At 53.6% G+C, this 23,797-nt stretch carries 29 protein-coding genes; 2 read left to right on the top strand and 27 right to left on the bottom strand.

Annotated features, from left to right (window positions below):
• Window positions 1-79 precede the first annotated feature (79 nt).
• Window positions 80-955 (top strand): YitT family protein, encoded by an 876-nt coding sequence (locus KNP86_RS02975; protein ID WP_138859556.1) that lies wholly within the window; start codon window positions 80-82, stop codon window positions 953-955.
• 46 nt (window positions 956-1,001) lie between these two features.
• Here the strand turns inward: KNP86_RS02975 and KNP86_RS02970 are convergent, their stop codons facing one another.
• The 27 genes from KNP86_RS02970 to prsW all read right to left on the bottom strand — a co-directional run bounded on the left by KNP86_RS02970 (window position 1,002) and on the right by prsW (window position 22,703).
• Window positions 1,002-1,469: a GreA/GreB family elongation factor gene (locus KNP86_RS02970; protein ID WP_052090100.1), complete on the bottom strand. Its 468-nt coding sequence runs from the start codon at window positions 1,467-1,469 to the stop codon at window positions 1,002-1,004.
• A gap of 59 nt (window positions 1,470-1,528) precedes the next feature.
• Window positions 1,529-2,212: a zinc metallopeptidase gene (locus KNP86_RS02965; RefSeq protein ID WP_034777336.1), complete on the bottom strand. Its 684-nt coding sequence runs from the start codon at window positions 2,210-2,212 to the stop codon at window positions 1,529-1,531.
• 38 nt (window positions 2,213-2,250) lie between these two features.
• Complete coding sequence (locus KNP86_RS02960; protein WP_214752765.1) at window positions 2,251-2,865, bottom strand: DUF1405 domain-containing protein; 615 nt, start codon at window positions 2,863-2,865, stop codon at window positions 2,251-2,253.
• Between the two features lie 99 nt (window positions 2,866-2,964).
• Window positions 2,965-3,759: a menaquinol-cytochrome c reductase cytochrome b/c subunit gene (locus KNP86_RS02955; RefSeq protein WP_021067210.1), complete on the bottom strand. Its 795-nt coding sequence runs from the start codon at window positions 3,757-3,759 to the stop codon at window positions 2,965-2,967.
• Between the two features lie 33 nt (window positions 3,760-3,792).
• Window positions 3,793-4,464, bottom strand: coding sequence for a menaquinol-cytochrome c reductase cytochrome b subunit (gene qcrB / locus KNP86_RS02950; protein ID WP_021067209.1), 672 nt, complete (start codon window positions 4,462-4,464; stop codon window positions 3,793-3,795).
• 15 nt (window positions 4,465-4,479) lie between these two features.
• Window positions 4,480-4,983: a QcrA and Rieske domain-containing protein gene (locus KNP86_RS02945; protein ID WP_021067208.1), complete on the bottom strand. Its 504-nt coding sequence runs from the start codon at window positions 4,981-4,983 to the stop codon at window positions 4,480-4,482.
• Window positions 4,984-5,093: 110 nt separating this feature from the next.
• Window positions 5,094-5,534 carry a DUF2487 family protein gene (locus KNP86_RS02940; RefSeq protein WP_214707512.1) on the bottom strand — a complete coding sequence of 147 codons (441 nt, stop codon included), beginning with the start codon at window positions 5,532-5,534 and terminating at the stop codon, window positions 5,094-5,096.
• Window positions 5,535-5,699: 165 nt separating this feature from the next.
• Window positions 5,700-6,233, bottom strand: coding sequence for a ReoY family proteolytic degradation factor (locus tag KNP86_RS02935; protein ID WP_034777333.1), 534 nt, complete (start codon window positions 6,231-6,233; stop codon window positions 5,700-5,702).
• Window positions 6,234-6,257: 24 nt separating this feature from the next.
• A complete protein-coding gene (locus KNP86_RS02930) occupies window positions 6,258-7,529 on the bottom strand; it encodes a tetratricopeptide repeat protein (RefSeq protein ID WP_214752763.1) in 1,272 nt (423 codons plus the stop codon).
• A gap of 36 nt (window positions 7,530-7,565) precedes the next feature.
• Complete coding sequence (gene aroA / locus KNP86_RS02925) at window positions 7,566-8,816, bottom strand: 3-phosphoshikimate 1-carboxyvinyltransferase (RefSeq protein ID WP_214752761.1); 1,251 nt, start codon at window positions 8,814-8,816, stop codon at window positions 7,566-7,568.
• Window position 8,817: 1 nt separating this feature from the next.
• A complete protein-coding gene (locus tag KNP86_RS02920) occupies window positions 8,818-9,864 on the bottom strand; it encodes a 3-dehydroquinate synthase (protein ID WP_214752759.1) in 1,047 nt (348 codons plus the stop codon).
• Window positions 9,858-11,018 carry a chorismate synthase gene (gene aroC / locus KNP86_RS02915; protein ID WP_214752757.1) on the bottom strand — a complete coding sequence of 387 codons (1,161 nt, stop codon included), beginning with the start codon at window positions 11,016-11,018 and terminating at the stop codon, window positions 9,858-9,860. The genes KNP86_RS02920 and aroC overlap by 7 nt, the downstream gene beginning before the upstream one ends.
• A gap of 10 nt (window positions 11,019-11,028) precedes the next feature.
• The gene (locus KNP86_RS02910) at window positions 11,029-11,808 is read right to left on the bottom strand and encodes a CheR family methyltransferase (protein ID WP_034779832.1); all 780 of its coding nucleotides are present in this window, start codon (window positions 11,806-11,808) and stop codon (window positions 11,029-11,031) included.
• Window positions 11,809-11,925: 117 nt separating this feature from the next.
• Entirely contained in the window at window positions 11,926-12,342 is a 417-nt protein-coding gene (ndk, locus tag KNP86_RS02905) for a nucleoside-diphosphate kinase (RefSeq protein ID WP_034777324.1), read from the bottom strand.
• A 91-nt stretch (window positions 12,343-12,433) separates the two neighbouring features.
• Complete coding sequence (locus KNP86_RS02900; protein WP_214752755.1) at window positions 12,434-13,396, bottom strand: polyprenyl synthetase family protein; 963 nt, start codon at window positions 13,394-13,396, stop codon at window positions 12,434-12,436.
• A 3-nt stretch (window positions 13,397-13,399) separates the two neighbouring features.
• Window positions 13,400-14,101, bottom strand: coding sequence for a demethylmenaquinone methyltransferase (locus tag KNP86_RS02895; protein WP_034777322.1), 702 nt, complete (start codon window positions 14,099-14,101; stop codon window positions 13,400-13,402).
• A gap of 20 nt (window positions 14,102-14,121) precedes the next feature.
• The gene (locus KNP86_RS02890; RefSeq protein WP_034777321.1) at window positions 14,122-14,694 is read right to left on the bottom strand and encodes a heptaprenyl diphosphate synthase component 1; all 573 of its coding nucleotides are present in this window, start codon (window positions 14,692-14,694) and stop codon (window positions 14,122-14,124) included.
• A gap of 127 nt (window positions 14,695-14,821) precedes the next feature.
• Window positions 14,822-15,094, bottom strand: coding sequence for an HU family DNA-binding protein (locus KNP86_RS02885; protein WP_021067196.1), 273 nt, complete (start codon window positions 15,092-15,094; stop codon window positions 14,822-14,824).
• 109 nt (window positions 15,095-15,203) lie between these two features.
• Window positions 15,204-15,914, bottom strand: a complete 711-nt coding sequence (locus tag KNP86_RS02880) for a hypothetical protein (protein WP_214752753.1) — start codon at window positions 15,912-15,914, stop codon at window positions 15,204-15,206.
• A gap of 3 nt (window positions 15,915-15,917) precedes the next feature.
• Entirely contained in the window at window positions 15,918-16,118 is a 201-nt protein-coding gene (locus tag KNP86_RS02875; RefSeq protein WP_034777319.1) for a DUF2768 family protein, read from the bottom strand.
• 80 nt (window positions 16,119-16,198) lie between these two features.
• The gene (locus KNP86_RS02870; protein WP_034777318.1) at window positions 16,199-17,242 is read right to left on the bottom strand and encodes an NAD(P)H-dependent glycerol-3-phosphate dehydrogenase; all 1,044 of its coding nucleotides are present in this window, start codon (window positions 17,240-17,242) and stop codon (window positions 16,199-16,201) included.
• Window positions 17,243-17,259: 17 nt separating this feature from the next.
• The gene (der, locus tag KNP86_RS02865; protein ID WP_034777316.1) at window positions 17,260-18,570 is read right to left on the bottom strand and encodes a ribosome biogenesis GTPase Der; all 1,311 of its coding nucleotides are present in this window, start codon (window positions 18,568-18,570) and stop codon (window positions 17,260-17,262) included.
• Between the two features lie 129 nt (window positions 18,571-18,699).
• Entirely contained in the window at window positions 18,700-19,848 is a 1,149-nt protein-coding gene (gene rpsA, locus KNP86_RS02860; protein WP_034777315.1) for a 30S ribosomal protein S1, read from the bottom strand.
• Between the two features lie 140 nt (window positions 19,849-19,988).
• Window positions 19,989-20,612, bottom strand: coding sequence for a lysophospholipid acyltransferase family protein (locus tag KNP86_RS02855; RefSeq protein ID WP_034777314.1), 624 nt, complete (start codon window positions 20,610-20,612; stop codon window positions 19,989-19,991).
• Complete coding sequence (gene cmk, locus KNP86_RS02850) at window positions 20,609-21,286, bottom strand: (d)CMP kinase (RefSeq protein WP_034777312.1); 678 nt, start codon at window positions 21,284-21,286, stop codon at window positions 20,609-20,611. Before cmk ends, KNP86_RS02855 begins: the two co-directional genes overlap by 4 nt.
• A gap of 74 nt (window positions 21,287-21,360) precedes the next feature.
• Window positions 21,361-22,026, bottom strand: coding sequence for a flagellar brake protein (locus KNP86_RS02845; RefSeq protein WP_214752752.1), 666 nt, complete (start codon window positions 22,024-22,026; stop codon window positions 21,361-21,363).
• Window positions 22,027-22,046: 20 nt separating this feature from the next.
• A complete protein-coding gene (prsW, locus tag KNP86_RS02840; RefSeq protein ID WP_034777310.1) occupies window positions 22,047-22,703 on the bottom strand; it encodes a glutamic-type intramembrane protease PrsW in 657 nt (218 codons plus the stop codon).
• Window positions 22,704-22,811: 108 nt separating this feature from the next.
• Here prsW and KNP86_RS02835 point away from each other — a divergent pair, with 108 nt between their 5' ends.
• Window positions 22,812-23,783 (top strand): asparaginase, encoded by a 972-nt coding sequence (locus tag KNP86_RS02835; RefSeq protein WP_034777308.1) that lies wholly within the window; start codon window positions 22,812-22,814, stop codon window positions 23,781-23,783.
• Window positions 23,784-23,797 lie beyond the last annotated feature (14 nt).

The raw sequence follows: 23,797 nt of genomic DNA, 5'->3' as shown, positions 1-23,797 counted from the left end.
CTCCGTCTCGATTGTCATATGTTCAGGGTAGGCAATCGAGAGGTTTTTCGAGTACGCTACTAGATGGGAGGTGAACCAGATGACGGTACAATTACCGATTCGGTTTCGCAATATATTCTTCATTTTGATTGGTTCCTTTATTTTCGCGTTCGGTGTCTACCACTTCAACGTCCAAAACAACTTGGCGGAAGGCGGCTTCACAGGCATCACCTTGATTCTGCGGGGCTTGTTCGATTGGTCGCCATCGATCACGAACTTGGCGCTCAACATCCCGCTCTTCTTCGTCAGCTATAAGCTGCTCGGGCGGACGACGTTCATCTACACGCTCATCGGGACGTTCAGCTTCTCGCTCTGGTACGCCCTCATTGCCAAGTACTCAAACCTCGTCATCGATTTGACGGACGACATGGTGCTCGCGAGTTTGTTCGCCGGCCTGTTCATCGGGGTCGGTCTTGGCATCATCTTCAATAACGGCGGCACGACCGGAGGCGTCGACATCATTGCCCGGCTCGTGCAACGTTACGTCGGCTGGTCGATCGGCAAGACGTTCCTCGTGTTCGACTTTTTCGTCATCGTCCTCAGTTTGACGTATCTTGATATTCGCGAGGCGATGTATACGCTCCTCGCCGTCTATATCGGGGCCCGCGTCATCGACTCGATGCAGGAAGGGACGTATGCCGGGAAGGCCGCCATGATCATCAGCGACCATCGGACGGCCATCGCCGACGGCATCCACGCCACGATGAACCGCGGGACGACCCGTCTTCTCGCCAAAGGCGGCTATTCGAACAAGGAACTTGAAGTCCTCTACGTCGTCGTCGGACGGAACGAAGTGAACCGGTTGAAGACGATCGTCAAACAGATCGACCCGCACGCTTTCGTCACGTTCCACCACGTCTATGAAGTCGGTGGTGAAGGGTTCACGTTCGATGAGAACCGGATTCCTTTGAAATAAGTCACGACGCACAACGCCCCGTTCGAATGAACGGGGCGTTGTTTCATTATCGTTCGATGCGGACGATCTCAAACGTGAGCGTGCCGCCCGGTGAAGCGATGGAGACGGTTTGACCGACGGCAGCTCCCATCAAACCGCTACCGAGCGGTGACGTCGCCGAGATCGACCCGTTTGCCAGATCGGCCTCGAGCTCGCCGACGATTTGGTACGTCTCGGTGTCACCATCCGGCAGTTCTCGCAACGTCACCGTGTCACCGAACCCAACCTTTCCGGCAGTCGCTTCCTCTTCCACGACGACGGCATCGGCGAGCGTTCGCTCTAGTTCGATGATTTTCGTCTCGATGCGCTCTTGTTCACGCACTGCGTCAAAGTACGTCACATCTTCTCGAAAGTCACAAAATTTCCGGGCCGCCTTGACACGTTCGAGTGCTTCACGCCGACCCTCGATGCGAAGCGTCTCGAGTTGTTCGATCAGACGCAGACGACCCGCCTTCGTCAACTGTGGTTTTGACATCTCGGTCCCCTTTCCAAACATGATAAGAAAAGTCCCGTCGCGAGACGGGACCGTTGATTCTACTCATCACGTGGCATGAAGACGATGAGTGCCAAGCGGATCAATTCGGCGACGGCGACGAGCGTTGCCGCCACGTACGTCCATGCTGCCGCGTTGAGCACTTTGCGCGCACCCGACTCTTCGGTTGCCGTGACGATTCCGTGGCTCGTCAGTTCAGCCATGGCCCGTTTCGAGGCATCGAATTCGACTGGGAGTGTGACGAGTTGGAACACGACCGCCCCGAGCATCATGACGACACCGAGTTGGGCGAGGCCCATCGCGCCGAGCAAGAAACCACCTAAGAGAAGCGGGAACGACAAGTTCGACGTGATGTTCACGACCGGCACGAGCCGGTGGCGGACACGCATCATCTTATAGTCGGTCGCATCTTGAATGACGTGGCCGATCTCGTGGGCCGCAATCGCAGCCGATGAGATTGTCGAGCCTTGATACACTTCACGTGAGAGACGGACGACTTTATTGACCGGATCGTAATGGTCACTCATCAGTCCGTCGACCATCTCGATGCGGACGTTGTTGACGCCGTTTTGTTTCATGATGAAGTCAGCGACTTGGGCGCCGGTGACGCCGCTTTGAATCGGTTGTTGAAGAAATTTTTTGTACGTACTTTTCACTCGCATCTGGGCCCATAATGGGATGAGCATAATCAGTGCAAGATAGAAAATATAGCCACCTAATGACATGTTCTCTATCACCTCTGCGTGTATTTGATACCCTGATTTTACATTCTTATGAACTTATTATCAAGTGAAGTGCGCAGGATGAGGTGGTATCCCATAAAAAAACATATTCCCGTCAACCAGAACGAACCGTAGCCGATCCAGGCGATATGCTCGGCGAGCGACGGATAGCGCGGCCATTGGCCGAGCACATAATCGACGACGTCATTGTGGACTACCCAGACGAGCGTCATAACGAACGAACGAACCGTCCATGTCATGAACGGTGCATACAACAGCGCCTGGAACGCCATCGCTCCGTGCGACACCATCAGCATGACGGCCATGAGCACGGTGAACGTCTCCGCGTCCGGTCCGAGTTCCCGCAAGAACAAGAGGTTCATGATGACGGCCCACACCCCATACTTGATGAGCGTCACGAAGGCGAGCGTCTCCATGAGCGGCGACTTCTTTCCGGCGAGCCATAGGCCGAGCACAATCGTGAAGAAGAGCGAGGCCGTCGGGCTGTCCGGTACGAACGGCCAATAGATGAGCGGCGTATCGCGAAGCTGGGGCTCATACCAGACGTACCCGTAGATCGTGCCGAGCAGATTGATGAGAAAGAGTAGTCCTAACACGAGCCGGTGTGTCAGGATCGGGCGCAACATATGTATCATTCGAGTATTCCATCCTTTTTTTCTTCATTGTAGCGCAACGAAACGAAAGTAAAAAGAAGTGTGGCCCGTTTGACGGGTCACACTTCTTGAACCAATCGTTTATTGGTTGTTTTCTCCGCCTTCACCGTATGAAGCGATGAATTCAGACATGGCTTGGAGGTCCTCATCCGAACCGTCCCATTGGCCGGCCGGCATCGTACCGACACCGTTGACCGCGATATCCGCGATCTCTTCGGCCGTGTACTGAGTGCCGACGAGTGCAGGAGCTGCTGCCCCGCCTTCGAGGTTCTGACCGTGACAGTTCACACATGACTGCGCCGAGTAAATCTCGTAACCTGGTGCGGCCGTATCGATTTCAGGGCCCTCGCCCGGTACTTCCAAGATTCCTTGTTCATGCACTTGATCCCAATGTGTCGTTTGAACCGATTCCCACGTCAAGTAGAAGATCGACAACACGCCGAGAAGCATGAAGCTGATGGCGACCGGACGTTTCGCCGGACGGCGTTCGAGTCCTTGGTCGAGCCATGGTGCGATCAAGAGCGCCGTGAAAGCGACGCCTGGCAAGATGACCGTCCCAAGAAGGATCCAGTCCCCTGCTGCGAATTGGTATTTGAGCAATTGATACAAGAACAAGAAATACCAGTCCGGTAACGGAATGTAAGACGTGTTCGTTGGATCGGCGATGTTTTGGAGCGGTGGTGCCTCGACGATCGTCAAGGCGATGAATCCGATCAAGAAGACCGAACCGACCATCCACTCTTTCAACAAGAAGTTCGGCCAGAACGCCTCAGTGCGTCCTGGGTATTCAGAATAGTCTTTTGCAATATTTTGTTTCCGATTCGAGATTCCTACTCGAGAGTCGGTTACAAATTTCATCCCTTTACCGCGATGCATATCGTTTCTCCCCCTTTATATCTTCGAATCGGCTTATAGCGGTCCTGAAATCCCTTGTTTACGAATCATCAAGAAGTGGGCTCCGAGGAGTCCGAACAAGGCCGCCGGTAAGAAGAAGACGTGAATGGCGAAGAAGTTCGTGAGCGTCCGTGCGCCGACGATCTCACCACCGGCGAGAAGCGTCTTGGCAATGCCACCAATGACCGGGACACTCTCGGCAATTTGAAGCGTAACTTTCGTCGCGAACAACGCTTTCATATCCCACGGCAACAAGTACCCTGTAAGACCGAGCGCCAAGACGACGAAGAACAAGAGAACACCGACGACCCAGTTGAGTTCGCGCGGTTTCTTATACGATCCGGTAAAGAATACGCGGAGCGTATGTAAGAACAACATGACGATGGCGACCGATGCGCCCCAGTGGTGCATCCCACGAACGATTTGTCCGTGTGCGATCTCGTTTTGTAAATAGTACACCGACGCGTGCGCGTTGATGATATCTGGTACGTAGTACATCGTCAAGAACATCCCTGACAGAATTTGAATCACGATCGTGAAGAACGTCAGACCGCCGAAGCAATAAACAAATGCTGAAAAGTGATGGGCAGGGTTGACGTGTTCTGGAACTTCATGGTCAGCGATGTCGCGCCATAACGGCGTGATGTCGACGCGTTCATCGACCCAATCATAAATTTTTTGTAACATCGACTATTCCCCCTCTCACAACTGTGCGACTGGACTGCCCAAGTATAGGAAGCCGTCTTTTTCTTCTTTTTCGTAGCGTGCAAGTGGTGCAGTCGGAGGCGTACCAGGAATGTTCGTTCCATCTTTCTCATAGCGACCGAAGTGACACGGGCAGAAGAACTCTGTCGGTCGAGTCGGGTCTCCACCATATCCTACTTGACAGCCGAGGTGCGTACAAATTGGAGACAAGGCGATGATCTCGCCGCTCTCATCTTTAAATACCCACGCCGAAAGCGTTTCTTCAAATTCATACCAAGCATCTTGCGTTTGTTTCTTAAAGTCGACACGTTGCGGCTCAGTCGTGATGTCATCAAGACTGATGACTTTTACTTTATCGCCCGCTCCCGATTTTTTTAAGACCGGATCGATCGCAAAGTTGACCATCGGACTGATCAATGTTGCCGCCATAAAGCCACCTACACCAGTCAACGTATACGTTAAGAACTGACGGCGTGTGACTTTTGACCCATTTTGAGCCATTTCGTTCCCCCCTCATTCGTGTGCATAACCCCATAATTCTTTATGCATTCTTCACAAAAATTTCTCACTCAACAAAATAGTATATCAATAAAACCTCCACGTCAACCGCTTCATGTCGCCATCCAACGGCTCGAAAGCTCGGTAATGACTTGCGTCGCAAAATTTTGAACCATCGTGTGCGACTGCTCGCCGGACATGCCTTTTAAAGCAAGCGGCGGAACAAACATAATCGGCAGTTCAGACCCTTTGAAACGCAAATCCGAGGAGATGAACAACACGTGGGAAAACCCAGAGGACACCGCTTTCGTGAGTACCGCTTCTGCCGTCGCCCGGCCAGCGTCCACGTCGACGTAACTGAGTGTCGGGCTGAGCATCGTCCGTCCCGACAGTTGCCGTTCGGTCTCGAGTGCCACCGCCTGAATGACTTCGTTCCCTTCGGCTTTTCGCACCATGTCCTCATCAAACGCCAGTTCGACGAGTGGGACGACGAGCGTGTCGACGTATTGGCGTTCTGTCAGCGATTTCATCGCGTCTATGCCATCGAACCTCATCTTCCTCCTCCTCTCCTCCAGACATACATCATCATGTCCATTGTAGCGTACCTACAAACGTTCCCTATGCGAAACTTATGAACGAAATGTGAAATTATTGTGTATTCCTACGTCATTAATATACCAAAAAACAAGCGCCGACCATAACGGAAGCGCTTGTTTTTATTAAAATAATTTTGAGGCTCGCACTTGATGCAGCTGACTCGTCAAATTGCGGAACAATTTTTCGTCACGCCGGTCGAGCGCCTTGTCGATTTCGACGAGCAGACGTTCTTCCTCGAACTGGGCGACCGAGGCCCGGATGACCGTTTGCGCGGACGTCGTCACTTCATCCTTAAGTTCGGCCACGGGTTCGAACGGGTTCAATTCAACGATGTCAATCCACATTTCGTCGATCATCATCCCTTGGAAGTTGAGCTCCACGTAGATGGCGCCGTCATGGAGCCGGATGTCGTGATACGCCTTCTCGGGATTGACCGTGATGAGGTCACCCCGGCGGTAACGGAACGGTTCCCCGTCAAAACCGTACGCCGTCATGATCAGGCTACGCGGTGAGACCGAGGCGTTCGTGACGAAATGAACGTTCCCGAGTTTTTCTGGATGTCTGAGCCAGTAGTCGATAATCCACTTGGCTTCTCGTTTGCGAAGCGTATGATGAGCGAGGAATCGCTTTAAGAACATCTTTTTCCGCTCGACCATATGACCCCATCTCCTTTGTATCGATTAATCGTGGTCCGTCAACCGTTCGAGCCGCTCCTCCAGAACTTGGCGGTCGTCGACATCGACGGTGAGCGCAAGCGTTTGCTCGAGCACTCGTTGCGCTTCGGCACGCTGTCCTTCTTCTATCAATAGTGTAGCCCATTCGATGGCAAATGACACGTCCTCTTTATAAACTTGCTCGATCGACCCGTATAACGTGACGGCTTGATCGTAGTCCTCGAGTTCATAGGCCGCCTTCGCTTTGTACCAGGTCATGAGCGGGGACGTCGAATGCTCTTCGAGCGTGTCGATCGTCTCGAGGACGGCCTCCATGTCACCCGATTCGAATAAGACTGATAAGAGGAGCTCGGTCGCCTGGAGCGATTCCGGGTTCAGCGCGAGCGCTTCCCGGAGTTCCGTGACCGCCTCGTCCGTCCGCCCTTGCTTCAAGAACAGCTTCGCCTTCACCGTCCGCAACTCGTCGTTGTAGTCGTCACGGTCGATTCCCTGATCGATCACATCCAATGCCTCTTCGAAGCGGCCGAGCGCGTCGAGCGCTTCCGTATAGGGCAAGTAAAGCGACGTGAAGTCCGGGTCCATCGCCCGGAGTGACTCGAACTGTTTCACGGCGATTTCATCGCGACCGATGCGATGGGCGGTCATCGCGTGACCGAACACGGTATTCAAGTTGCGGTCGTTTGCTTTCTCATACTCATTGAGCGCCTCTTCGAACGAGCCGATCATCGTCAGCGCCTCGGCGTAGTCCGCCTGATAGTCGAGTTCTTCCGGCAAGCGCAAGTGCGGCAGACGGGCATAGAGCGGGACCGCCTGTTCGAATGAACCGATCGACGCATACAACTCGGCTAGGCCATAGATGAGGAGCGGTTCGTCTGGATTCGCCTCAAGCGCCTCCATCAATTTCTTCACCGCGACCTCATCCAACCCTTGAGATTGATAGAGATCAGCGAGCAAGACGAGGCTGCGCATATGCGCTTCCTTGTCTGTCGTATCAATCTTTTCGAGGACGGCAATCGCCTCTTCTTCCCGGTCGCTGTCCAAGTAGGCCTCGGCGAGTGACAAGGCGACGTGCGGATTGCCCGCGTAGTCGACGTAGAGTGCCGCGAGTACGTTCACGGCCCGATCGGCGAGCCCGAGTTCGAGGTAGATGTCAGCGATGGCCAGGCGGTCTTCGTCCGACCCTTCCTTCTCGAGCGACTCGAGATGCATGAGGGCATGCTCGGTCTCACCTTTCTCGAGCATCTCAATAATATGATTCAATTCTATTTCGTCTAACATGTTTATAATTCCTCCTACCGGCTACTCGTATTGACGTTATTCTATCTCACGGCCGAGGCGTTGTAAATCGTCACGGAATCGTGGGTAACTTACATCAGCTGCCTCGACGTGTTCAATCGTCACACGGTCCGTCGTCAATAAGTCCGCGATTTGGAGCATCATCGCCAAGCGATGATCCCCGTGCGAGGAGACATGACCCCCGTGCAACCGGCTCGGATAGACGCCAAATCCGTCCTCGGTTTCGCGCACATCGACCCCGAGTGCCGAGAGTTCGTGCACGACCGTCTGAATCCGGTCCGTCTCTTTCACTCGGAGTTCGCCCGCGTCCCGGACCGATGACGGACTCGTCGCTTGCGACGCGACGAGAGCGAACAACGGTAATTCATCAATTTGGTGCGGGATGGCATCCCCGTCCAAGCGGATGCCGTGAAGTGTACTCGTCGACACTGTCACGTCGCCGACTGACTCTTCCCCGAGCGTGCGAACGTTCGTCACTTCCGTCTTCACACCCATCCGTTCGAGCGTACGTAAAAATCCGATTCGTGTCTCGTTCAAACAGACGTCGGTCGTCGTGACGCGACTGCCCGGGACGAGCGCCGCCCCGGCCCACCAAAAGGCAGCCGAAGATGGATCGGCCGGAACGGCCACCGTGGCCCCCTTGAGCACGGATGGAGCTAACCGGATCGTTCGGACACCGTCCTCTGCCGTGATGTCCAATTGCCCACTGAACAAAGGCAGCATGCGTTCCGTATGGTCCCGCGATAAGACGGGCTCGCGCACGATTGTCGGTCCGGTCGCACGAAGTCCCGCAAGCAGGACCGCTGACTTCACTTGCGCGCTCGCGACAGGCAACGTGTAATCGATGCCCGCCAGCGTCCGGCCGTGAATTCGGATCGGGGCGAACTCCCCGTCGAGGTCCGCGCCCATTTGTCGGAGCGGGTCCGTCACCCGACGCATCGGACGTTTTGAGAGCGAGGCGTCTCCGGTAAGCGTGAACTCCCCATCGTAACCGGCGAGAAGCCCTGTCAAAAGACGCATCGTCGTGCCCGAGTTCCCGCAATCGAGTTCGGCCGATGTGAGCGTCTTCGCCCCCGTGATGAGGAGACGGTCCGGCTCTTCGATGACCTCCGCTCCTAATCGCCGGATCGCCTCGAGCGTCGACCGGCAATCCTCGCCAAGGAGTGGATCATAAATCGTCGTCTCCCCGGTCGCCACGGCCCCGAACAAGAGAGCGCGATGCGTGATCGACTTGTCACTCGGTACCCGTATGAATCCATTCAATCCCATGTCAAAACCACCCTTTCATTTGATGGAACGCTCCAGTGAGTCGCTCGGCCGTGACGCTCGTAACGGTCACCTCAGCGCCGAGCAGGACGAAGCGGATCTGCCCGTCCCGATTCTTTTTATCGCGTCCCATGCCTGCGAGATACGTGTCAAACGATTGCCAGTTGACCGTTGTGATGCCTTCCCGCCTCATGAATGAAGCGAGGGTTTCGGCCCGTTCCTCGTCGCCGGAGACGAGGAAGGCGTACACCATCCCGTAGAGAATCGCTTCCCCATGCGACAACCGGTATGCCTCAGCCGACTCCAACGCATGGCCGAACGTATGACCGAAATTCAGCCACGCCCTCACGCCTTGTTCGCGTTCATCGGCCTCGACGACTAATCGCTTCACTTCGATCCCTCGTGCGAGCCACGTTTCCCAATCGAGCGGTCCTTGTGCCAAAGCATTGAACAACTCCACCTCGAACGAGTGACCGAGGACGTAACGTGACAGATAGGCGTGCTTAATCAATTCACCGAGCCCGCTCAAGACGTCCCGCGCGGACAACGTCTCGAGACGGTCCACGTTATAGTGGACGCCCGCCGGTTGATAGAAGGCACCGATCGCATTTTTCGCGAACGGATGGTTCACCGCCACTTTCCCGCCGACGGCCGAGTCATGCGCGAGAATCGTCGTCGGCACTTGTATGTAACGCACACCGCGCATATAGACGCTCGCTAAAAAGCCGGCTAAATCCCCGACCATGCCGCCACCGAATGCCACGACGAGCGTATCCCGGTCACAACCGCTCGTCAATCCGTCCGTGACGAGCCGTTCGATCGTGTCGAGCGACTTCGAGCCGTCACCCGGGCGGACGACCGACCAGACGACGTTCCGATGTTTATGCGCGAGCCGGTCCCGGAACGCACTTCCGTGCAACCGGTCGACCGTCTCATCTGTGACCACCCAGACGGTGGAGCACGAGAAGTAAGGGACGCGGTCGAGCCAGGCGTCCCCTCGTTCAATTGTGACGTCGTACGGGGTCGAGGCGTTCACATGGAGCGTCACCACGTCCGAATCTCCTCTCGGTATGCGGCGACACGTGACTGGATCCGGTTGACCGTGTCATGTCCGAACGTCTCGCATAACTCGCGGGCGAGCTCAAACGCGACGACGGCCTCCACGACGAGCGAGGCGGCCGGGACGGCACAGGCGTCACTCCGTTCGATTTGTGCGAGAAACGGTTCTTTCGTATCGATATCGACGGATTGGAGCGGTTTATATAGCGTCGGGATTGGCTTCATCACAGCCGTACAGACGATCGGCATGCCCGTCGTCATCCCGCCTTCGAAACCACCGAGATGGTTGCTCAGCCGCGTATAACCGTCCGGGCCATAGGCGATCGGGTCCATGACTTCAGAGCCTGGTCGATACGCCATCTCGAACCCATCCCCAAACGCGACCCCTTTAATCGCGTTGACGCTCATGACGGCGCGGGCGATGGCCGCGTCGAGTTTTCGGTCGTATTGGACATACGACCCGAGCCCTGGGATGACGCCATGCACTTCCGTACAGACGACACCGCCGAGCGAATCACCGGCAGCTTTCGCCTCGTCGATTCGATGCATCATCGCCTGACCTGCCGCCTCATCCATCGTCCGGACCGGCGACGCCTCAATCGCGGCGTGCAACGTGTCGAGCGACTCGTATGATGTCTCGGCCGTGACACCGCCGATCACTTTGACATAGCTCACGAGTGACATGCCGACCGCAGCGAGCAGTTGCTTGCTGAGTGCCCCGACAGCGACACGGGCCGCCGTCTCTCGAGCGCTCGAGCGTTCGAGCACGTCTCGCAGGTCGCGATGGTCATATTTCAGTCCGCCGACGAGGTCGGCATGACCCGGCCGTGGCCGGACGACGCGACGCTTGATTTCAACATCCGCGTCGACCGGTTCGGCCTGCATGACGTTCCGCCAATGGGTATGGTCCTTGTTCTCGATCCAAAACGAAATAGGGGCCCCTGTCGTCACCCCGTGACGAATACCGGCCCTCACCTCGATTCGGTCTGATTCAATTTGCATGCGACGGCCGCGACCATAACCCGATTGCCGTTTGGCAAGCTCGTCATTGATTGCCTGCACGTCGACTTCAAGCCCGGCCGGCACACCCTCGATGATGATCGAGAGTCCGGGACCGTGCGATTCTCCTGCCGTCAAATAACGCATGTGCGCCACCTCACTCTTCAAATTTTTCGTAGAAGAAACTTTGTTTCATCTTGTAGCCATACCGTTTCGGTTGAAAGATTTGCTCCGTGCCTCCGACGAAAAGGATCCCGCCCGGGCGAAGCGAACGGTGGAATGATTTATAAACTTTCTCTTTCGCTTCCTCGGTGAAATAAATCAAGACGTTGCGACAGACGATCAAATCAAAATTCCGCTCGTACACGTCGGCCAACAAGTTATGTTTTTTAAACGTCACCAATTTCTTGATGTCTTCTGTGATGTAATAGTCGTCCCCACGGCGAGTGAAATAACGCTGCCGAAAATCAGGGGGCAAGTCGACGAGCGCCCGCTCATGGTACTTGCCTTGCTTCGCTTTTTCGATCACCACATCATCTAGGTCCGTCGCCGTGATTGTGAACTGGGCGGGTGACAAATGTTTCGATAATAGCATCGCTAACGAGTACGGCTCTTCTCCGGTCGAACAGGCCGCGCTCCAGACACGCAATTTGCCTTGGCTTTTTCGGATGAGCTCGGGTAAGATATCCGTCTCAAGCTGCTGCCAGCGGACGGGGTTCCGATAAAACTCGCTCACGTTGATCGTCATGCGATCTAAAAATTCATCGTACAATCCTCGATCCGCTTCCATCGCTTTGAAATACTCGATGAACGTGGCATACCCTTTCTTCTCACGAAGCGCGATCATCCGCCGCTTCATCTGAGCCTCTTTATATAAATTCAAGTCGATCCCTGACTTCAAATAAAACTTTTTAACGAAGATGGCATAATCATTTATCACCAGTTCCAACCTCAATTCTTTCTCTTCTCCTAGATCATGTCGTGCCAAAACGAGTGAGAGCGCTTCAATCCCAATATAAAAAGGGACAGGAGGCCCCCGTCCCTTTTATCGTCATCAAACGTGTGATGCTTCAGTGGCGAACCAGAGTGACAATTCACGCTCTGCGCTCTCCACGCTATCTGAACCATGGATGACGTTTTGTGACATCGTCGAGGCCAAGTCGCCACGAATCGTTCCAGGTTGTGCGTCAAGCGGGTTCGTCTTCCCGATCATCAACCGAGAGACGGCGACGATATTTTCGCCTTCCCATTCCATCGCCACAACAGGACCAGACGTTAAAAAGTCGACTAGCTCTCCAAAGAACGGCTTTTCCTTATGTTCCGCATAATGCGATTGTGCAACTTCCACTGATGGTGTCAACAATTCAAGACGATTCAACGTATAGCCTTTTTGTTCGAAGCGCGAGATGATTTCCCCAATCAATCCACGTTTCACGCCATCCGGTTTCACCATTAAAAATGTTTTTTCCATTCCCCTAATCCCCCTAAATCGATATGTGTACCATGTACGTTATTAGTTTACACGGTCATCACCATTATTGAAAGGGTTTACAAGGTGTCGATTACCATTTTCGTTTCCCGATGTACTCGGCAATCTCGATGAGGGAGCGTTTGTCGGCCACGTCCGGTAACCCGTCAAGACGTCGGATCGCCCGGTTCACATAACGGTCGATCGTCCGTTGGCTCCGCTCGAGCGTCCCGTTGCGTTGCACTTCACGAACGAGCGTGTGCGTCAAAGCATAATCAGACGAATGACTGACTTGTTGCAACCGATCGAAAAATTCCGGATTTTCCGCTGAATAGAAGAGCGGTAGCGTTTTATGGCCGTGTTTCAAATCTTCACCGACCGGTTTTCCGAGTTGGAAACTTTTTGCGGTGAAGTCGAGCAAGTCGTCCGTCATTTGAAACGCCATCCCGATATCATAGCCGAACAACCGCAGCTGTTTGACAACGTCAGGAGAGGCTCCCGAGACGACGGCACCAGCCACACAACTCGTCTCGATCAACAGCGCCGTCTTGCGGGCGATGCGGTCGAGATATCGTTTCGGAGACTGGGCCCAGTCATATTGATCTTGGATTTGATTGATCTCCCCGACACAGATCAGTTCCATCGTATCAGCCATGATTTGCATCACGTCTGGGGAATCGATCTCAGAGACGAGCCGAATCGCTTCACCGAACAACGTATTACCGGTGTACATCGCAACCCGTTCATCGTAACGTTCCATGACGGTCGGTTTGCCGCGGCGCAATGTGGCGTCATCGATGACGTCGTCATGAACGAGCGAGGCCATATGAATCAATTCTAGACTCGCCGCCACTTTCGTCAATCGGATGTCTTTCGTCTGTCCGAATCCGGCGCTAAGCAGGACGAACGCCGGCCGAATCCGCTTCCCGCCCGCGTCTAACAGTTGTTTCGAAGCCGCTTCGATGACCGGATGATCGGTTTGGACTCGCGTCGACAAGAACCGGTCAATCTGTTCAATCTCTCGGTTCATGTGGCGATAAAGTCGCTTCAAAGACATCGGTCACCACTTCTTTCCTAAGTGCATGGCACACGCACCGCCGGAGAACGCCTTCACTTCGACTTGTTCGAATCCTGCCGTCTCAAACATCCGTTTTAGTGTCAACCGGTCCGGGAATTGATCGGTCGATTCTTGGAGCCACTTATATTGATCATACGAGCCGGCAAACACTTTACCGAACAGCGGCATGACCGATCCAAAGTAAAATCGGTATAGCTCGCTGAAGAGTGGTGCCGTCGGTTGGCTCGTCTCGAGACAGACGACCGTACCACCCGGCTTCAACACCCGGTGCATCTCACGGAGCACCGTCATATAGTCCGGAACGTTGCGAAGACCAAAACCGATCGTCACATAGTCGAACGAGTGATCGCCGAACGGCAATGCCATCGCGTTACCATGGATGAGTTCGATTGTCGGATATTCTTCCACTTTCTCTTGTCCGACCGCGAGCATGTTCTCGGAGAAATCGAGACCTTTGACGACACCGGTATTCCCGGCCGCCTCGGCGAGTTGAATCGTCCAATCAGCCGTCCCGCAACAGACGTCGAGACATTTAGCCCCTGGGAACACTTGCATGCGACGCATTGTCGCTTTACGCCACCATTTATGCAAACGGAAGCTGATGATTGAGTTCATCGTATCGTAGCTCGGTGAGATTGATTGAAACACGTCATATACTTTTTGCTCTTTTTCTTTCGGTTGCAATACGTAACATCCTTTCCGTTCTAAGCGACAGCGTGCGCCAGGAGCGTCGATAGCTGTTCTCGTTGTTCTTGGCGCAGTTCCGCCGCCTTTCGTTCGATGATCGTTTTTCCGTATGCGGTCAAGTAAGCCTGACCGATCACTTCAGAAAACGTTTTGATCAATCCGAAGTTCGCTTCCATCCACGTCGTGACAGGTACGTCTGCGTCTAACGCAAGTGTACATTTCGCCCCATTGACGAGCTGGACCGTCCGGCCGAAGCGATTGCTATAATCGGCAGGAAACAGGGCCAGAATTTTATAAAATTGAGCCGAGGCATAATCGCCGGCGAGCACTTTCAATTGCCGCTCGAGCGATCCGTTCGGACTATCCTTTACTTGATCGTGCAGTTCGAGCGCTTGGTGCGCAAAATACGTCGCAAGCACGAGCTGACGTTGTTGATTCGATTCGATTTCAATCATCTCGACCATCCAACGAAGTAAAGGCATGTCGACTGCGGGTACAATCTCGTGTCTCGTCAAATACGGATGGGTCATGCGTTCTTCGATTTGACGAGCAAGGTCGGTGACAACGGTTTCGTATGTCATCTGTTCCATGCTATCCCCCCTCGTCCTCTTCGTTGTCATTCTGACATAGTATAGCACATTTTTGTCACATTCACGCCATGTGAACTCGCTTTCCACCACAAAAAAAGCCGCCTTTCGGCGACTTATGTATTGCACATTATTTGACCGCATCTTTGAGCGCTTTACCTGCTTTGAAGGCAGGAACTTTGCTCGCCGGGATTTCGATATCTTCTTTCGTACGTGGGTTACGGCCTTTACGGGCAGCACGTTCACGAACTTCAAAAGTACCAAAACCGATCAATTGAATTTTATCACCGTTTTGGAGTGCTTCAGTGATAGATTCGAATGTAGCTTCTACAACTTGTGTAGCTTCTTTTTTCGAAACGTTGGCTTTCTCCGCAACTGCTTGGATCAATTCAGTTTTGTTCATCACGATTCACCTCCTCTCACAGGGAGTTTACGGGATTAATCATATCGTACAAACGTTGATATGACAACATTTTTTAAGTGAAAAGCCCATATTCGACCCGTTCCGACGATCAGTTGTTTAAAAACTCGACCTCACCTTGTTCATTAATCGTGTACCCTTGCGAATAAGCAGGGGCGAACGGGGAGTCATTATAGAGCAAATACCGAATGTCTTCCCCGACTTTCGGCTCTACATCCGTGTTCTCAAGGGCGGCTTCGAGGTCGGTCCGGTAATCGACAAATAATTGCCCGGTCCCGTCGACATAGATCGGCAACTCGGTATCGGTGTATGGACTCGGGACCGTCGGTTCTTCTGAGACGAAGATGAGATCATAATCGATCGTGAATTGATTCTTACCGACCGACCCGTCAAACGGAAATTTCCCTTCTTTGGCCCGAAAGGCGTTAATGTTCGTCTGTAACGTTTGCAACCGTTCGGTCACGCGCAAATCAATGAGCTTGACCGTAGGCTCGGTCTCGGCGTCGACAAGGACATATAAGAACAAGCCGCCCCCTTCGAAACTGTTCGCCGGCGGATCGGCCAAATAACCAGGCACGAGACGGGCGAATTCGATCGGGTAACGCTCCATGAGAGGCGTTTCAGCCGGTTTCGTTTTGATTGGCAAGACACCGGTCGTCTCTTTGAACGAATCAACGGCCGTCTGGACCGATTTCAATTGATCTTCATACGGCACGTTATCGACCCGGTTCGAGTCCGGGAACATACATCCACTGAGCACGGTCGCCGCCAAAAGACTAGCGACCAACAAAATCCGTTTCACGTGTTATCCTCCTGTCGGTCCTGAAGCGACCACATAAATCATGATGATCGTTCCAAATAAAAATATGACGAATGCGATGACGCGGACGAGCGCCGCGAACCATCCCGATAGCTTCGTATGGCTGATTGCCACCATGAGCGCGGCGATGGCAAACGCTCCAATCCCCGCAAATGAAATCCACATCTTGATGAGTGACGGTGTCACGTCTATCCCCTCGACTTTCTCTTTAATTCTTTCTCCGTACATAAGTGTAGCAAAAAAAACAAAGGAACTGAACGAAAACGTCAGTCCCTTTGCTCTTCGCCGCCTTCGAAATGGAATACTTCTTCCATCTCATGCTTTTGCGGGCGTCTCATTAACTTTTGTACTTCATCATGCGGGCTCTTGCCTTCGAACAATACGTTGTAAAGGGCTTCCGTGATCGGCATCTCGACACCGGCTTCCCGAGCGAGCGTATGCGCCGCCTCACAGGCACGAACACCTTCGACGACCATGCCCATATGACCGAGCACGTCCTCGAGTTTTTCACCGCGGCCGATCGCATTCCCGGCACGCCAGTTACGGCTATGCTGAGACGTGGCCGTGACGATTAAATCACCAATCCCGGTCAATCCCGAGAACGAGGCCGGGTTGGCACCGAGTTTGACCCCGAGTCGCGCGATTTCGACGATCCCGCGCGTCATGAGGGCCGCTTTGGCATTATCGCCGTAACCGAGGCCGTCCGTCATCCCCGCAGCGAGCGCGATGATGTTTTTAAGGGCACCACCATACTCCGCTCCGATGACGTCCGAGTTCAAATACACCCGGAACTGATCGTTCGTGAGCAACTCTTGAATCTCATCGGCCACGTCCAAGTCCTCGCAGGCGATCGTGATGGTCGTCAATTTACGGACCGCCACTTCTTCCGCGTGGGTCGGGCCGGTCAAAACACCGATGGCCCGGCGTTTCGCCGGATCGATTTCTTCGGCGATGATCTCCGACAGACGTTTGTGCGTCTTCGGTTCGATCCCTTTAGCGGCATGGACGAGCACGGCCGGCTCTGTGAGAAGTGCGTTCAATTCACGAGACACCGGACGAATCGCCGAGCTCGGGACGACGAGGAACACGATGGAGCGGCCGGCGACCGCTTCTGCCAAGTCCGTCGTCGCTCGAATCGAGGTCGGTAACGGCGCATCTTTCAAATACGTCGAATTCGTGTGGTCGGTATTGATTTCATGCACATGCTCTTCTTCACGTCCATAGAGCAGGACGTCGTGTCCGTTGTCAGCGAGGACGAGTGATAACGCCGTTCCCCAGCTCCCTGCGCCGATGACAGCAACTTTTGCCATAGAAGGCACCCCCATTACTAGTTTTTCTGACGCGCCACGATATGAATCGGTGTACCAGTGAAGTCAAATGCGCGGCGAATCTGGTTGTCTAGATAACGTTTGTACGAGAAGTGAAGCAACTCTGGGTCGTTGACGAACAACACGAACGTCGGCGGCTCGATGGCCACTTGCGTCGCGTAGTTGATCTTGAGTCGCTGTCCTTTGTCCGTCGGTGTCGGGTTCATCGCGACCGCGTCGACGATGACGTCGTTCAACACGCTCGTCGAAATCCGACGACGGTGCGACTCGGCCACTTCCTTGATGACCGGAAGCAACGTCTGAAGACGTTTCGACGTGAGAGCCGACAAGAATACGATCGGCGCGTAGTCGAGGAACAAGAACTCTTTACGAATTTTCTCTTCCATCTTCTTCATCGTCTTATCGTCTTTGTCGACGGCATCCCACTTGTTGACGACGAGCACGATGGCTTTCCCCGCTTCGTGGGCGAGGCCGGCGACGCGTTTGTCTTGCTCGATGATGCCTTCTTCGCCGTCGATGACGACGAGGACTACGTTCGAACGTTCGATTGCCTTTTGGGCACGCATGACGCTATAACGCTCGGTTGATTCATACACTTTTCCGCGTTTACGCATACCGGCCGTATCGATGATGACGTACTCTTGCCCATCCCGTGTGAACGGTGTATCGATCGCATCACGAGTCGTCCCCGCGATATCCGAGACGATGACGCGTTCTTCACCGAGAATCGCATTCGTCAAGCTCGATTTCCCAACGTTCGGACGTCCGATGAGCGAGAACTGGATGACTTCTTCATTGTATTCATAGTCATCTTTATCTGGCGCCAAATCGAGAACTTTGTCGAGCAAGTCTCCAAGCCCGAGTCCGTGTGTCCCCGAAATCGGGAACGGGTCGCCGAATCCGAGCGAATAGAACTCATACATGAGTTCGCGCATCTCGAAGTTATCGACTTTGTTGACGGCGAGGACGATCGGTTTGTTCGAACGGAACAACAAGTTCGCCACTTCTTCGTCTGCCGCTGTAATGCCTTCGCGTCCGTTCACCATGAAAATGATGACGTCCGCCTCATCGATCGCAAGCTCGGCCTGGTGGCGCATTTGAACGAGAAGCGGCTCATCACCGACCTCGATCCCGCCTGTATCGATTAAATGAAACTTACGGTTCAACCACTCACCCGTCCCATAAATGCGGTCGCGTGTTACCCCCGGTTTATCATCGACGATCGACACGCGATCTCCGATAATCCGGTTAAAAATCGTGGATTTCCCAATATTCGGGCGGCCTACGATGGCCACTGCTGGAATTCCCATATAAACACCTCTCTAACTTTCATTCAATAACTAATCGTTTCTAATTGCAACTGTACTATCATATCACAGCGCTATTTCCGTGACCATACAAAAAGAAGCGGGAGTCTGGCTCCCGCTTGAACGACCGTCTTATTTAGAATCGTCCGAGGTCTCTTCTCCTGTCAATTCAGAGACTGAGAACCCTCCTTGGTCACTATACTCGTCAAGCAGTGATTGGTCCGCGTCTTCACGCGTCGAATCACTCGACTCGAGCGCACGCATCGAGAGTGAGATTTTCTTCTCATCAAGATGGACATCGAGCACTTTCACTTTCACGTCTTGGCCTTCTGACAACACTTCAGACGGCGTCGCGATGTGTCGGTTCGCAATCTGCGAGATGTGTAGCAAACCTTCGACTTGCGGCGCGACTTCGACGAAAGCACCGAACGTGACGAGACGTTTGACTTTCCCGTCGATCACGTCGCCCGGTTGAATTTTACCTTCCACCGATTCCCACGGTCCAGGTTGCGTCTCTTTGATCGACAACTTCACTTTCTCGTTGTCAAGGTCAAGTCCAAGCACTTTCACTTTGACTTTGTCTCCTTCAGTCACAACATCGCTCGGTTTCTCTACCCGGCTATGGGCCATTTCCGAAATGTGGACGAGTCCGTCGACGCCGCCGATATCGACGAATGCACCGAAATCAGTGAGACGTTGAACCGTCCCTTCGATGATTTGACCGACCTCGAGCGATTCGAGCGTCTCCGCTTTCTTCGCGCTCATTTCAGCTTCAGCAACCGCTTTATGCGACAAGATGACGCGATTTTTCTCGCGGTCAATCTCGACGACTTTAACCGTAATCGGTTTATTCAAGTAGGATGAGAAGTCTTCGACAAAGTGGTTTTCTACGAGCGAAGCCGGGATAAATCCACGGATACCGATGTCAACGACAAGTCCACCTTTGACCTTGTCTTTTACCATGACCTCGAACACTTCGCCAGATTCGAATTTCTCGACGATTTGATCCCAAGCTGCCTCGGCATCCACGTCTTTCTTCGAAACGACCACCTCTTCGTCCGTGACCTTTTTCACTTTGACACGGATTTCGTCGTTAACATGGAGTGATTCGTTTAAATCGTCTAAATGCATGCTTGATACTTCGCTGATTGGTAAAATTGCCTCGGTTTTATAACCGATATCGATCAACGCTTGTTTGTCCTCGATTTTGACGACAGTACCGGTCACAATTTGACCTCGATTAATCTCAAAATCAGGCATATCTTTCATTTCTTCGACCATTCCAACACTACCCCCTCACGATGAGTACAAAAAGGAACGCCCTAAGGCGCTTACACCTAGTATAAACTTCTTATAATTCGAAAGATTTGTCAAGGTGTTATCAGGTTAGTTCCTTTCCTAGCGCGAGATTAAACCTGAAATTAACGAACGTTCCGTGAATGCTGCATGTACAAATCACCGATCGTCGCCATAATCAAATCGGCCGCGGTTTGAGCACTCGCCTTCTCCGCTTTTAGCCCGCTCAAGTCGACCGGCTTGCCGATCACGACTTTAAGCTTCGAACGGAACTTATATGTGCCGATGATGGCTACCGGAAGCACCGAGGCGTCCGAGCGGAGCGCAAAGAACCCGACTCCGGCCTGGGCTTTGCCGAGCGTCCCGTCTTTCGAGCGTGTCCCTTCCGGAAAGATCGAGATGACCTCGTCTTCCTTCAACTTTTGCAAGACGACCCGGAGTGCCTGGCGGTCGCCTTCTCCGCGTGACACAGGGATTTGACCAGCGCGGTTCAAGATATGTTTCAATACCGGGACTTCAAACAACTCTTTCTTCGCAAAGAAGCGGAGCTGGCGTTGTTTCGGCATCGCCCCGGCGAGAAGTACCGGGTCCCAGTTCGATTGATGGTTTGAACAGACGATCATCGACCCGTCGAGCGGGACGTTTTCCCGTCCGATATATTCGACGCGGAAACTCAACCGGCGAATGATATTGACGACGCCCACCGCGAGACGATACATGCCGAACGGCCCATTGTTGAGTGGTCTCATCGTTCAATCACCTGCTTCATCAATTGCTCGATCGCCTCGACGACCCCGTCGATCGACAGCTCGGTCGTGTCGAGGTAGTGCGCGTCGTCCGCTTGGCGAAGCGGAGCGACCTCTCGTTCCGAGTCGCGCTTGTCGCGGAGGGCAATCTCAAGCTGTAACTGTCCGAGGTCGCTCGGCAACCCTTTCGCCACGTTCTCTTCGTGGCGACGGCGGGCCCGTTCTTCGACCGTCGCCGTCATGAACACTTTCAAGTCGGCGCCTGGTAAGACGTGCGTGCCGATATCACGGCCGTCCATGACGATTCCGCCTTTACTCGCGAGGTCACGCTGTAAATCCATAAGGGCAGCCCGTACTTCCGGCTGGCGCGCGACGAAACTGACGTTGTTCGTCACTTCGCTCGTCCGGATGACATCGGTCACTTCTTCCGTGCCATCGAACACGCGTTGACCGTTCTCAGACGGGACGAGACGTAAATCCATCTTGTCGATCATCTCAGCGAGCATCGGACCGTCTTCGAGACCGACGCCGTCTTGAAGCGCGCGATACGTGACGGCGCGATAAATCGCACCCGTATCGATATAGACGTATCCTAGTTTTTTAGCGAGCGTTTTCGCGATCGTGCTCTTGCCGGCCCCAGCCGGTCCATCTAATGCGATTTGTAATGGTTTATTCATAAAAATTGGGTATCGGCTCATCCCGATACCCGCCTCCTCTCGGTCATTTGTTCCGAGAACATCATACCAGTTTTTTATCGTGAAGAAAATACGGAGCCGGTCCGTTTTCTCGCTTCGAGCTGGGCTCGGAAGCAATAACGTAAAATCGTCTCCTGGTCCCGGTGTGATAACTCTTCAAAGCAAAGCGACAACTCTTGTTTGGCCGTCTGTTCATGGATGCGGACGAGGCGGCTCTTGACGCGGAACGTCTGCGGCACGCCCCGGTCATCATTAATATGGAACGTGACGATCATCGACTCGTCGACCGCGACCGGGGCTCGATTGGCCACGATTCGCATACCGCCGGCCGACACGTCGAGCGACGTCGTCTCAAACGATGGGAACGCCTGGCCGTCCTCGGCGGATACGGTCACATTGATCATTTCAGGGACACGTAAATATTCACGGCGCTGCACGCGCTTGATTTTCTTTTCATCCGGCAACGCGAAGGCGTAGCGAAGCGTCAGTTGCGCATCGCTCACCCGTCTCGTCACGACCGTATCAAACGCATAGAGCTGCTCTTCTCCTACGAAGAAATAGACACGCATCGATTCGTCCTCGTGCAAGAAAAACGTCTTTAAGGTATCCGTCTCACTCGGGGACTCGATCCAGACGACTTGGTCGTTGATAGCCGCGATTTTTGTCTTTCCTTCTTTTCTCCCTTCGACTTCTACCCGTAACTCTTGTCCTACTTTTAACATGAAACGATTCCCCTTTTATTCTATTTGTACTGGCGATGGTTGGAGCGATTGGCGGTCCGCACGAGCAAAAGCGCGACCATCCAAAGAACGACGATGTAGACGACAGCCGGCACTTTGTTCATCGGTTCGACGAGCAAGATATAGTCGAACATGCCATGCAACAATGTCGCCGCCATGACGGCCGTGAACAGCCAGAAGCGCTCATGGGCGGAATGTTTGGCCCGGCCGAGGCAAAACCCCATCACGACAGCGAAGAGCGCATGCCCACTCACCGGCAACACAGCACGCCAAATGGCGATTTCAATCGAGTCGTACACCCATAAATATAGAAAATTCTCTAACGTGGCAAAGCCGAGTGAACAGGCGACCGCATAGAGAATCCCGTCGTAGTAATCATCAAAGACTTTATGTATGTATATTGTATAATAAATCATGAACCACTTAAAAAACTCTTCTAATAGCGCGGTGGCCACGAACGCCTTCCAAAACGGGCCCACGAGCACCCCTTCTTCCACGAACGCATACTGCACGAACATGATCGGAAAGACGAGAATGGCCCCGGCGACGAACGAACGGATCACATAGCCGAGCGGTTCCGCTTCCAATTCATGCCGGAGATAGAAGTAGGAAAGAAGGGCGAACCCTGGCGCAACCGCAGACAAGGCGATTGCAATCATGATGCATCTCTCCTTTCTCACGTTAAGCATACACTGAAATAGAGGAAAGAAAAAGTAGGTCGAACCTAGAAATTGGAAGAAACGAACAAAAAAGTTGGAGGTCTGTTTATGAACCATTTATTACTGATCCACACCGGCGGCACAATCGCCATGTCTCAATCGGGGTCGGGACATGTCATGCCGAGCGAAGTCAATCCGATCGACGCGACGTTACCGAAAGCGACGGACATCGCGAATATCACAACGAAACATTTCTCGAACATCCCGTCGCCGCACATGACGCCCGAGAAAATGCTCGAGCTCGCCCAGTTCATCAATCAACAACTGACACAAGACACATACGATGGGGTCGTCATCACTCACGGGACCGACACACTCGAAGAGACGGCCTACTTCTTACAAATCACGCTTGGTGCACCGGTACCGATCGTGTTGACCGGAGCGATGCGCTCGTCAAACGAGGTCGGCTCGGACGGCGAATTCAATCTCATCACGGCGCTTCGGGTCGCCCAAAGTGATGTGGCACGCGGCAAAGGCGTGCTCGTCGTCTTCAACGGTGAAATCCACTCCGCGTTCAACGTCACGAAGACGCACACGTCCTCGGTCGACACGTTCAAATCGGTCCACTTCGGCAACGTCGGTATGGTGACGAAAGATCACGTCCTCATTTACAGTCAGCCGACGACAAAACAACCGAAAATGATTCCATCGATTACGAAACGGGTCGCGGTGCTGAAAGTCGTCGCCGGGATGGAGCCGGACCTGCTCGAGGCGGTGCTCGCGCTCGGCTATGACGGGCTCGTCCTTGAAGTACTCGGGCAAGGGAATGTCCCACCGTCAATCGTCCCCGCGCTCGAGATGCTCGTCGAACGCATGCCGGTCGTCATCGTCAGCCGTTGTTTCAACGGAATCGTGCAAGACGTGTACGGCTACGTCGGCGGCGGCCAGCAACTGAAAGAGATGGGCATCATCTTCTCGAACGGTCTGAACTCACAAAAAGCGAGACTTCGCCTCCTTGTCGAGCTCGAGGCGGGTTCGTCCCAAGCGGTCATGGAACATAGCTTCAGCTTCCAACAGTGAGTTGGCGGCTTGCC

Origin of the sequence: Exiguobacterium sp. s16 (assembly GCF_018618115.1) — a bacterium.
Taxonomy (GTDB): domain Bacteria; phylum Bacillota; class Bacilli; order Exiguobacteriales; family Exiguobacteriaceae; genus Exiguobacterium; species Exiguobacterium mexicanum_A.
This window is presented reverse-complemented; position numbering and strand designations above follow the sequence as displayed.

Bases quoted from the DNA above. Each gene is read 5' to 3' on its own strand.
- KNP86_RS02975 (WP_138859556.1), top strand. From the start codon at position 80: ATGACGGTACAATTACCGATTCGGTTTCGCAATATATTCTTCATTTTG.
- KNP86_RS02970 (WP_052090100.1), bottom strand. From the start codon at position 1,469: ATGTCAAAACCACAGTTGACGAAGGCGGGTCGTCTGCGTCTGATCGAA.
- KNP86_RS02965 (WP_034777336.1), bottom strand. From the start codon at position 2,212: ATGTCATTAGGTGGCTATATTTTCTATCTTGCACTGATTATGCTCATC.
- KNP86_RS02960 (WP_214752765.1), bottom strand. From the start codon at position 2,865: ATGATACATATGTTGCGCCCGATCCTGACACACCGGCTCGTGTTAGGA.
- KNP86_RS02955 (WP_021067210.1), bottom strand. From the start codon at position 3,759: ATGCATCGCGGTAAAGGGATGAAATTTGTAACCGACTCTCGAGTAGGA.
- qcrB (WP_021067209.1), bottom strand. From the start codon at position 4,464: ATGTTACAAAAAATTTATGATTGGGTCGATGAACGCGTCGACATCACG.
- KNP86_RS02945 (WP_021067208.1), bottom strand. From the start codon at position 4,983: ATGGCTCAAAATGGGTCAAAAGTCACACGCCGTCAGTTCTTAACGTAT.
- KNP86_RS02940 (WP_214707512.1), bottom strand. From the start codon at position 5,534: ATGAGGTTCGATGGCATAGACGCGATGAAATCGCTGACAGAACGCCAA.
- KNP86_RS02935 (WP_034777333.1), bottom strand. From the start codon at position 6,233: ATGGTCGAGCGGAAAAAGATGTTCTTAAAGCGATTCCTCGCTCATCAT.
- KNP86_RS02930 (WP_214752763.1), bottom strand. From the start codon at position 7,529: ATGTTAGACGAAATAGAATTGAATCATATTATTGAGATGCTCGAGAAA.
- aroA (WP_214752761.1), bottom strand. From the start codon at position 8,816: ATGGGATTGAATGGATTCATACGGGTACCGAGTGACAAGTCGATCACG.
- aroC (WP_214752757.1), bottom strand. From the start codon at position 11,018: ATGCGTTATTTGACGGCAGGAGAATCGCACGGTCCCGGACTCTCGATC.
- ndk (WP_034777324.1), bottom strand. From the start codon at position 12,342: ATGGAAAAAACATTTTTAATGGTGAAACCGGATGGCGTGAAACGTGGA.
- KNP86_RS02900 (WP_214752755.1), bottom strand. From the start codon at position 13,396: ATGTCTTTGAAGCGACTTTATCGCCACATGAACCGAGAGATTGAACAG.
- KNP86_RS02890 (WP_034777321.1), bottom strand. From the start codon at position 14,694: ATGGAACAGATGACATACGAAACCGTTGTCACCGACCTTGCTCGTCAA.
- KNP86_RS02885 (WP_021067196.1), bottom strand. From the start codon at position 15,094: ATGAACAAAACTGAATTGATCCAAGCAGTTGCGGAGAAAGCCAACGTT.
- KNP86_RS02870 (WP_034777318.1), bottom strand. From the start codon at position 17,242: ATGGCAAAAGTTGCTGTCATCGGCGCAGGGAGCTGGGGAACGGCGTTA.
- der (WP_034777316.1), bottom strand. From the start codon at position 18,570: ATGGGAATTCCAGCAGTGGCCATCGTAGGCCGCCCGAATATTGGGAAA.
- rpsA (WP_034777315.1), bottom strand. From the start codon at position 19,848: ATGGTCGAAGAAATGAAAGATATGCCTGATTTTGAGATTAATCGAGGT.
- KNP86_RS02855 (WP_034777314.1), bottom strand. From the start codon at position 20,612: ATGAGACCACTCAACAATGGGCCGTTCGGCATGTATCGTCTCGCGGTG.
- cmk (WP_034777312.1), bottom strand. From the start codon at position 21,286: ATGAATAAACCATTACAAATCGCATTAGATGGACCGGCTGGGGCCGGC.
- KNP86_RS02845 (WP_214752752.1), bottom strand. From the start codon at position 22,026: ATGTTAAAAGTAGGACAAGAGTTACGGGTAGAAGTCGAAGGGAGAAAA.
- prsW (WP_034777310.1), bottom strand. From the start codon at position 22,703: ATGATTGCAATCGCCTTGTCTGCGGTTGCGCCAGGGTTCGCCCTTCTT.
- KNP86_RS02835 (WP_034777308.1), top strand. From the start codon at position 22,812: ATGAACCATTTATTACTGATCCACACCGGCGGCACAATCGCCATGTCT.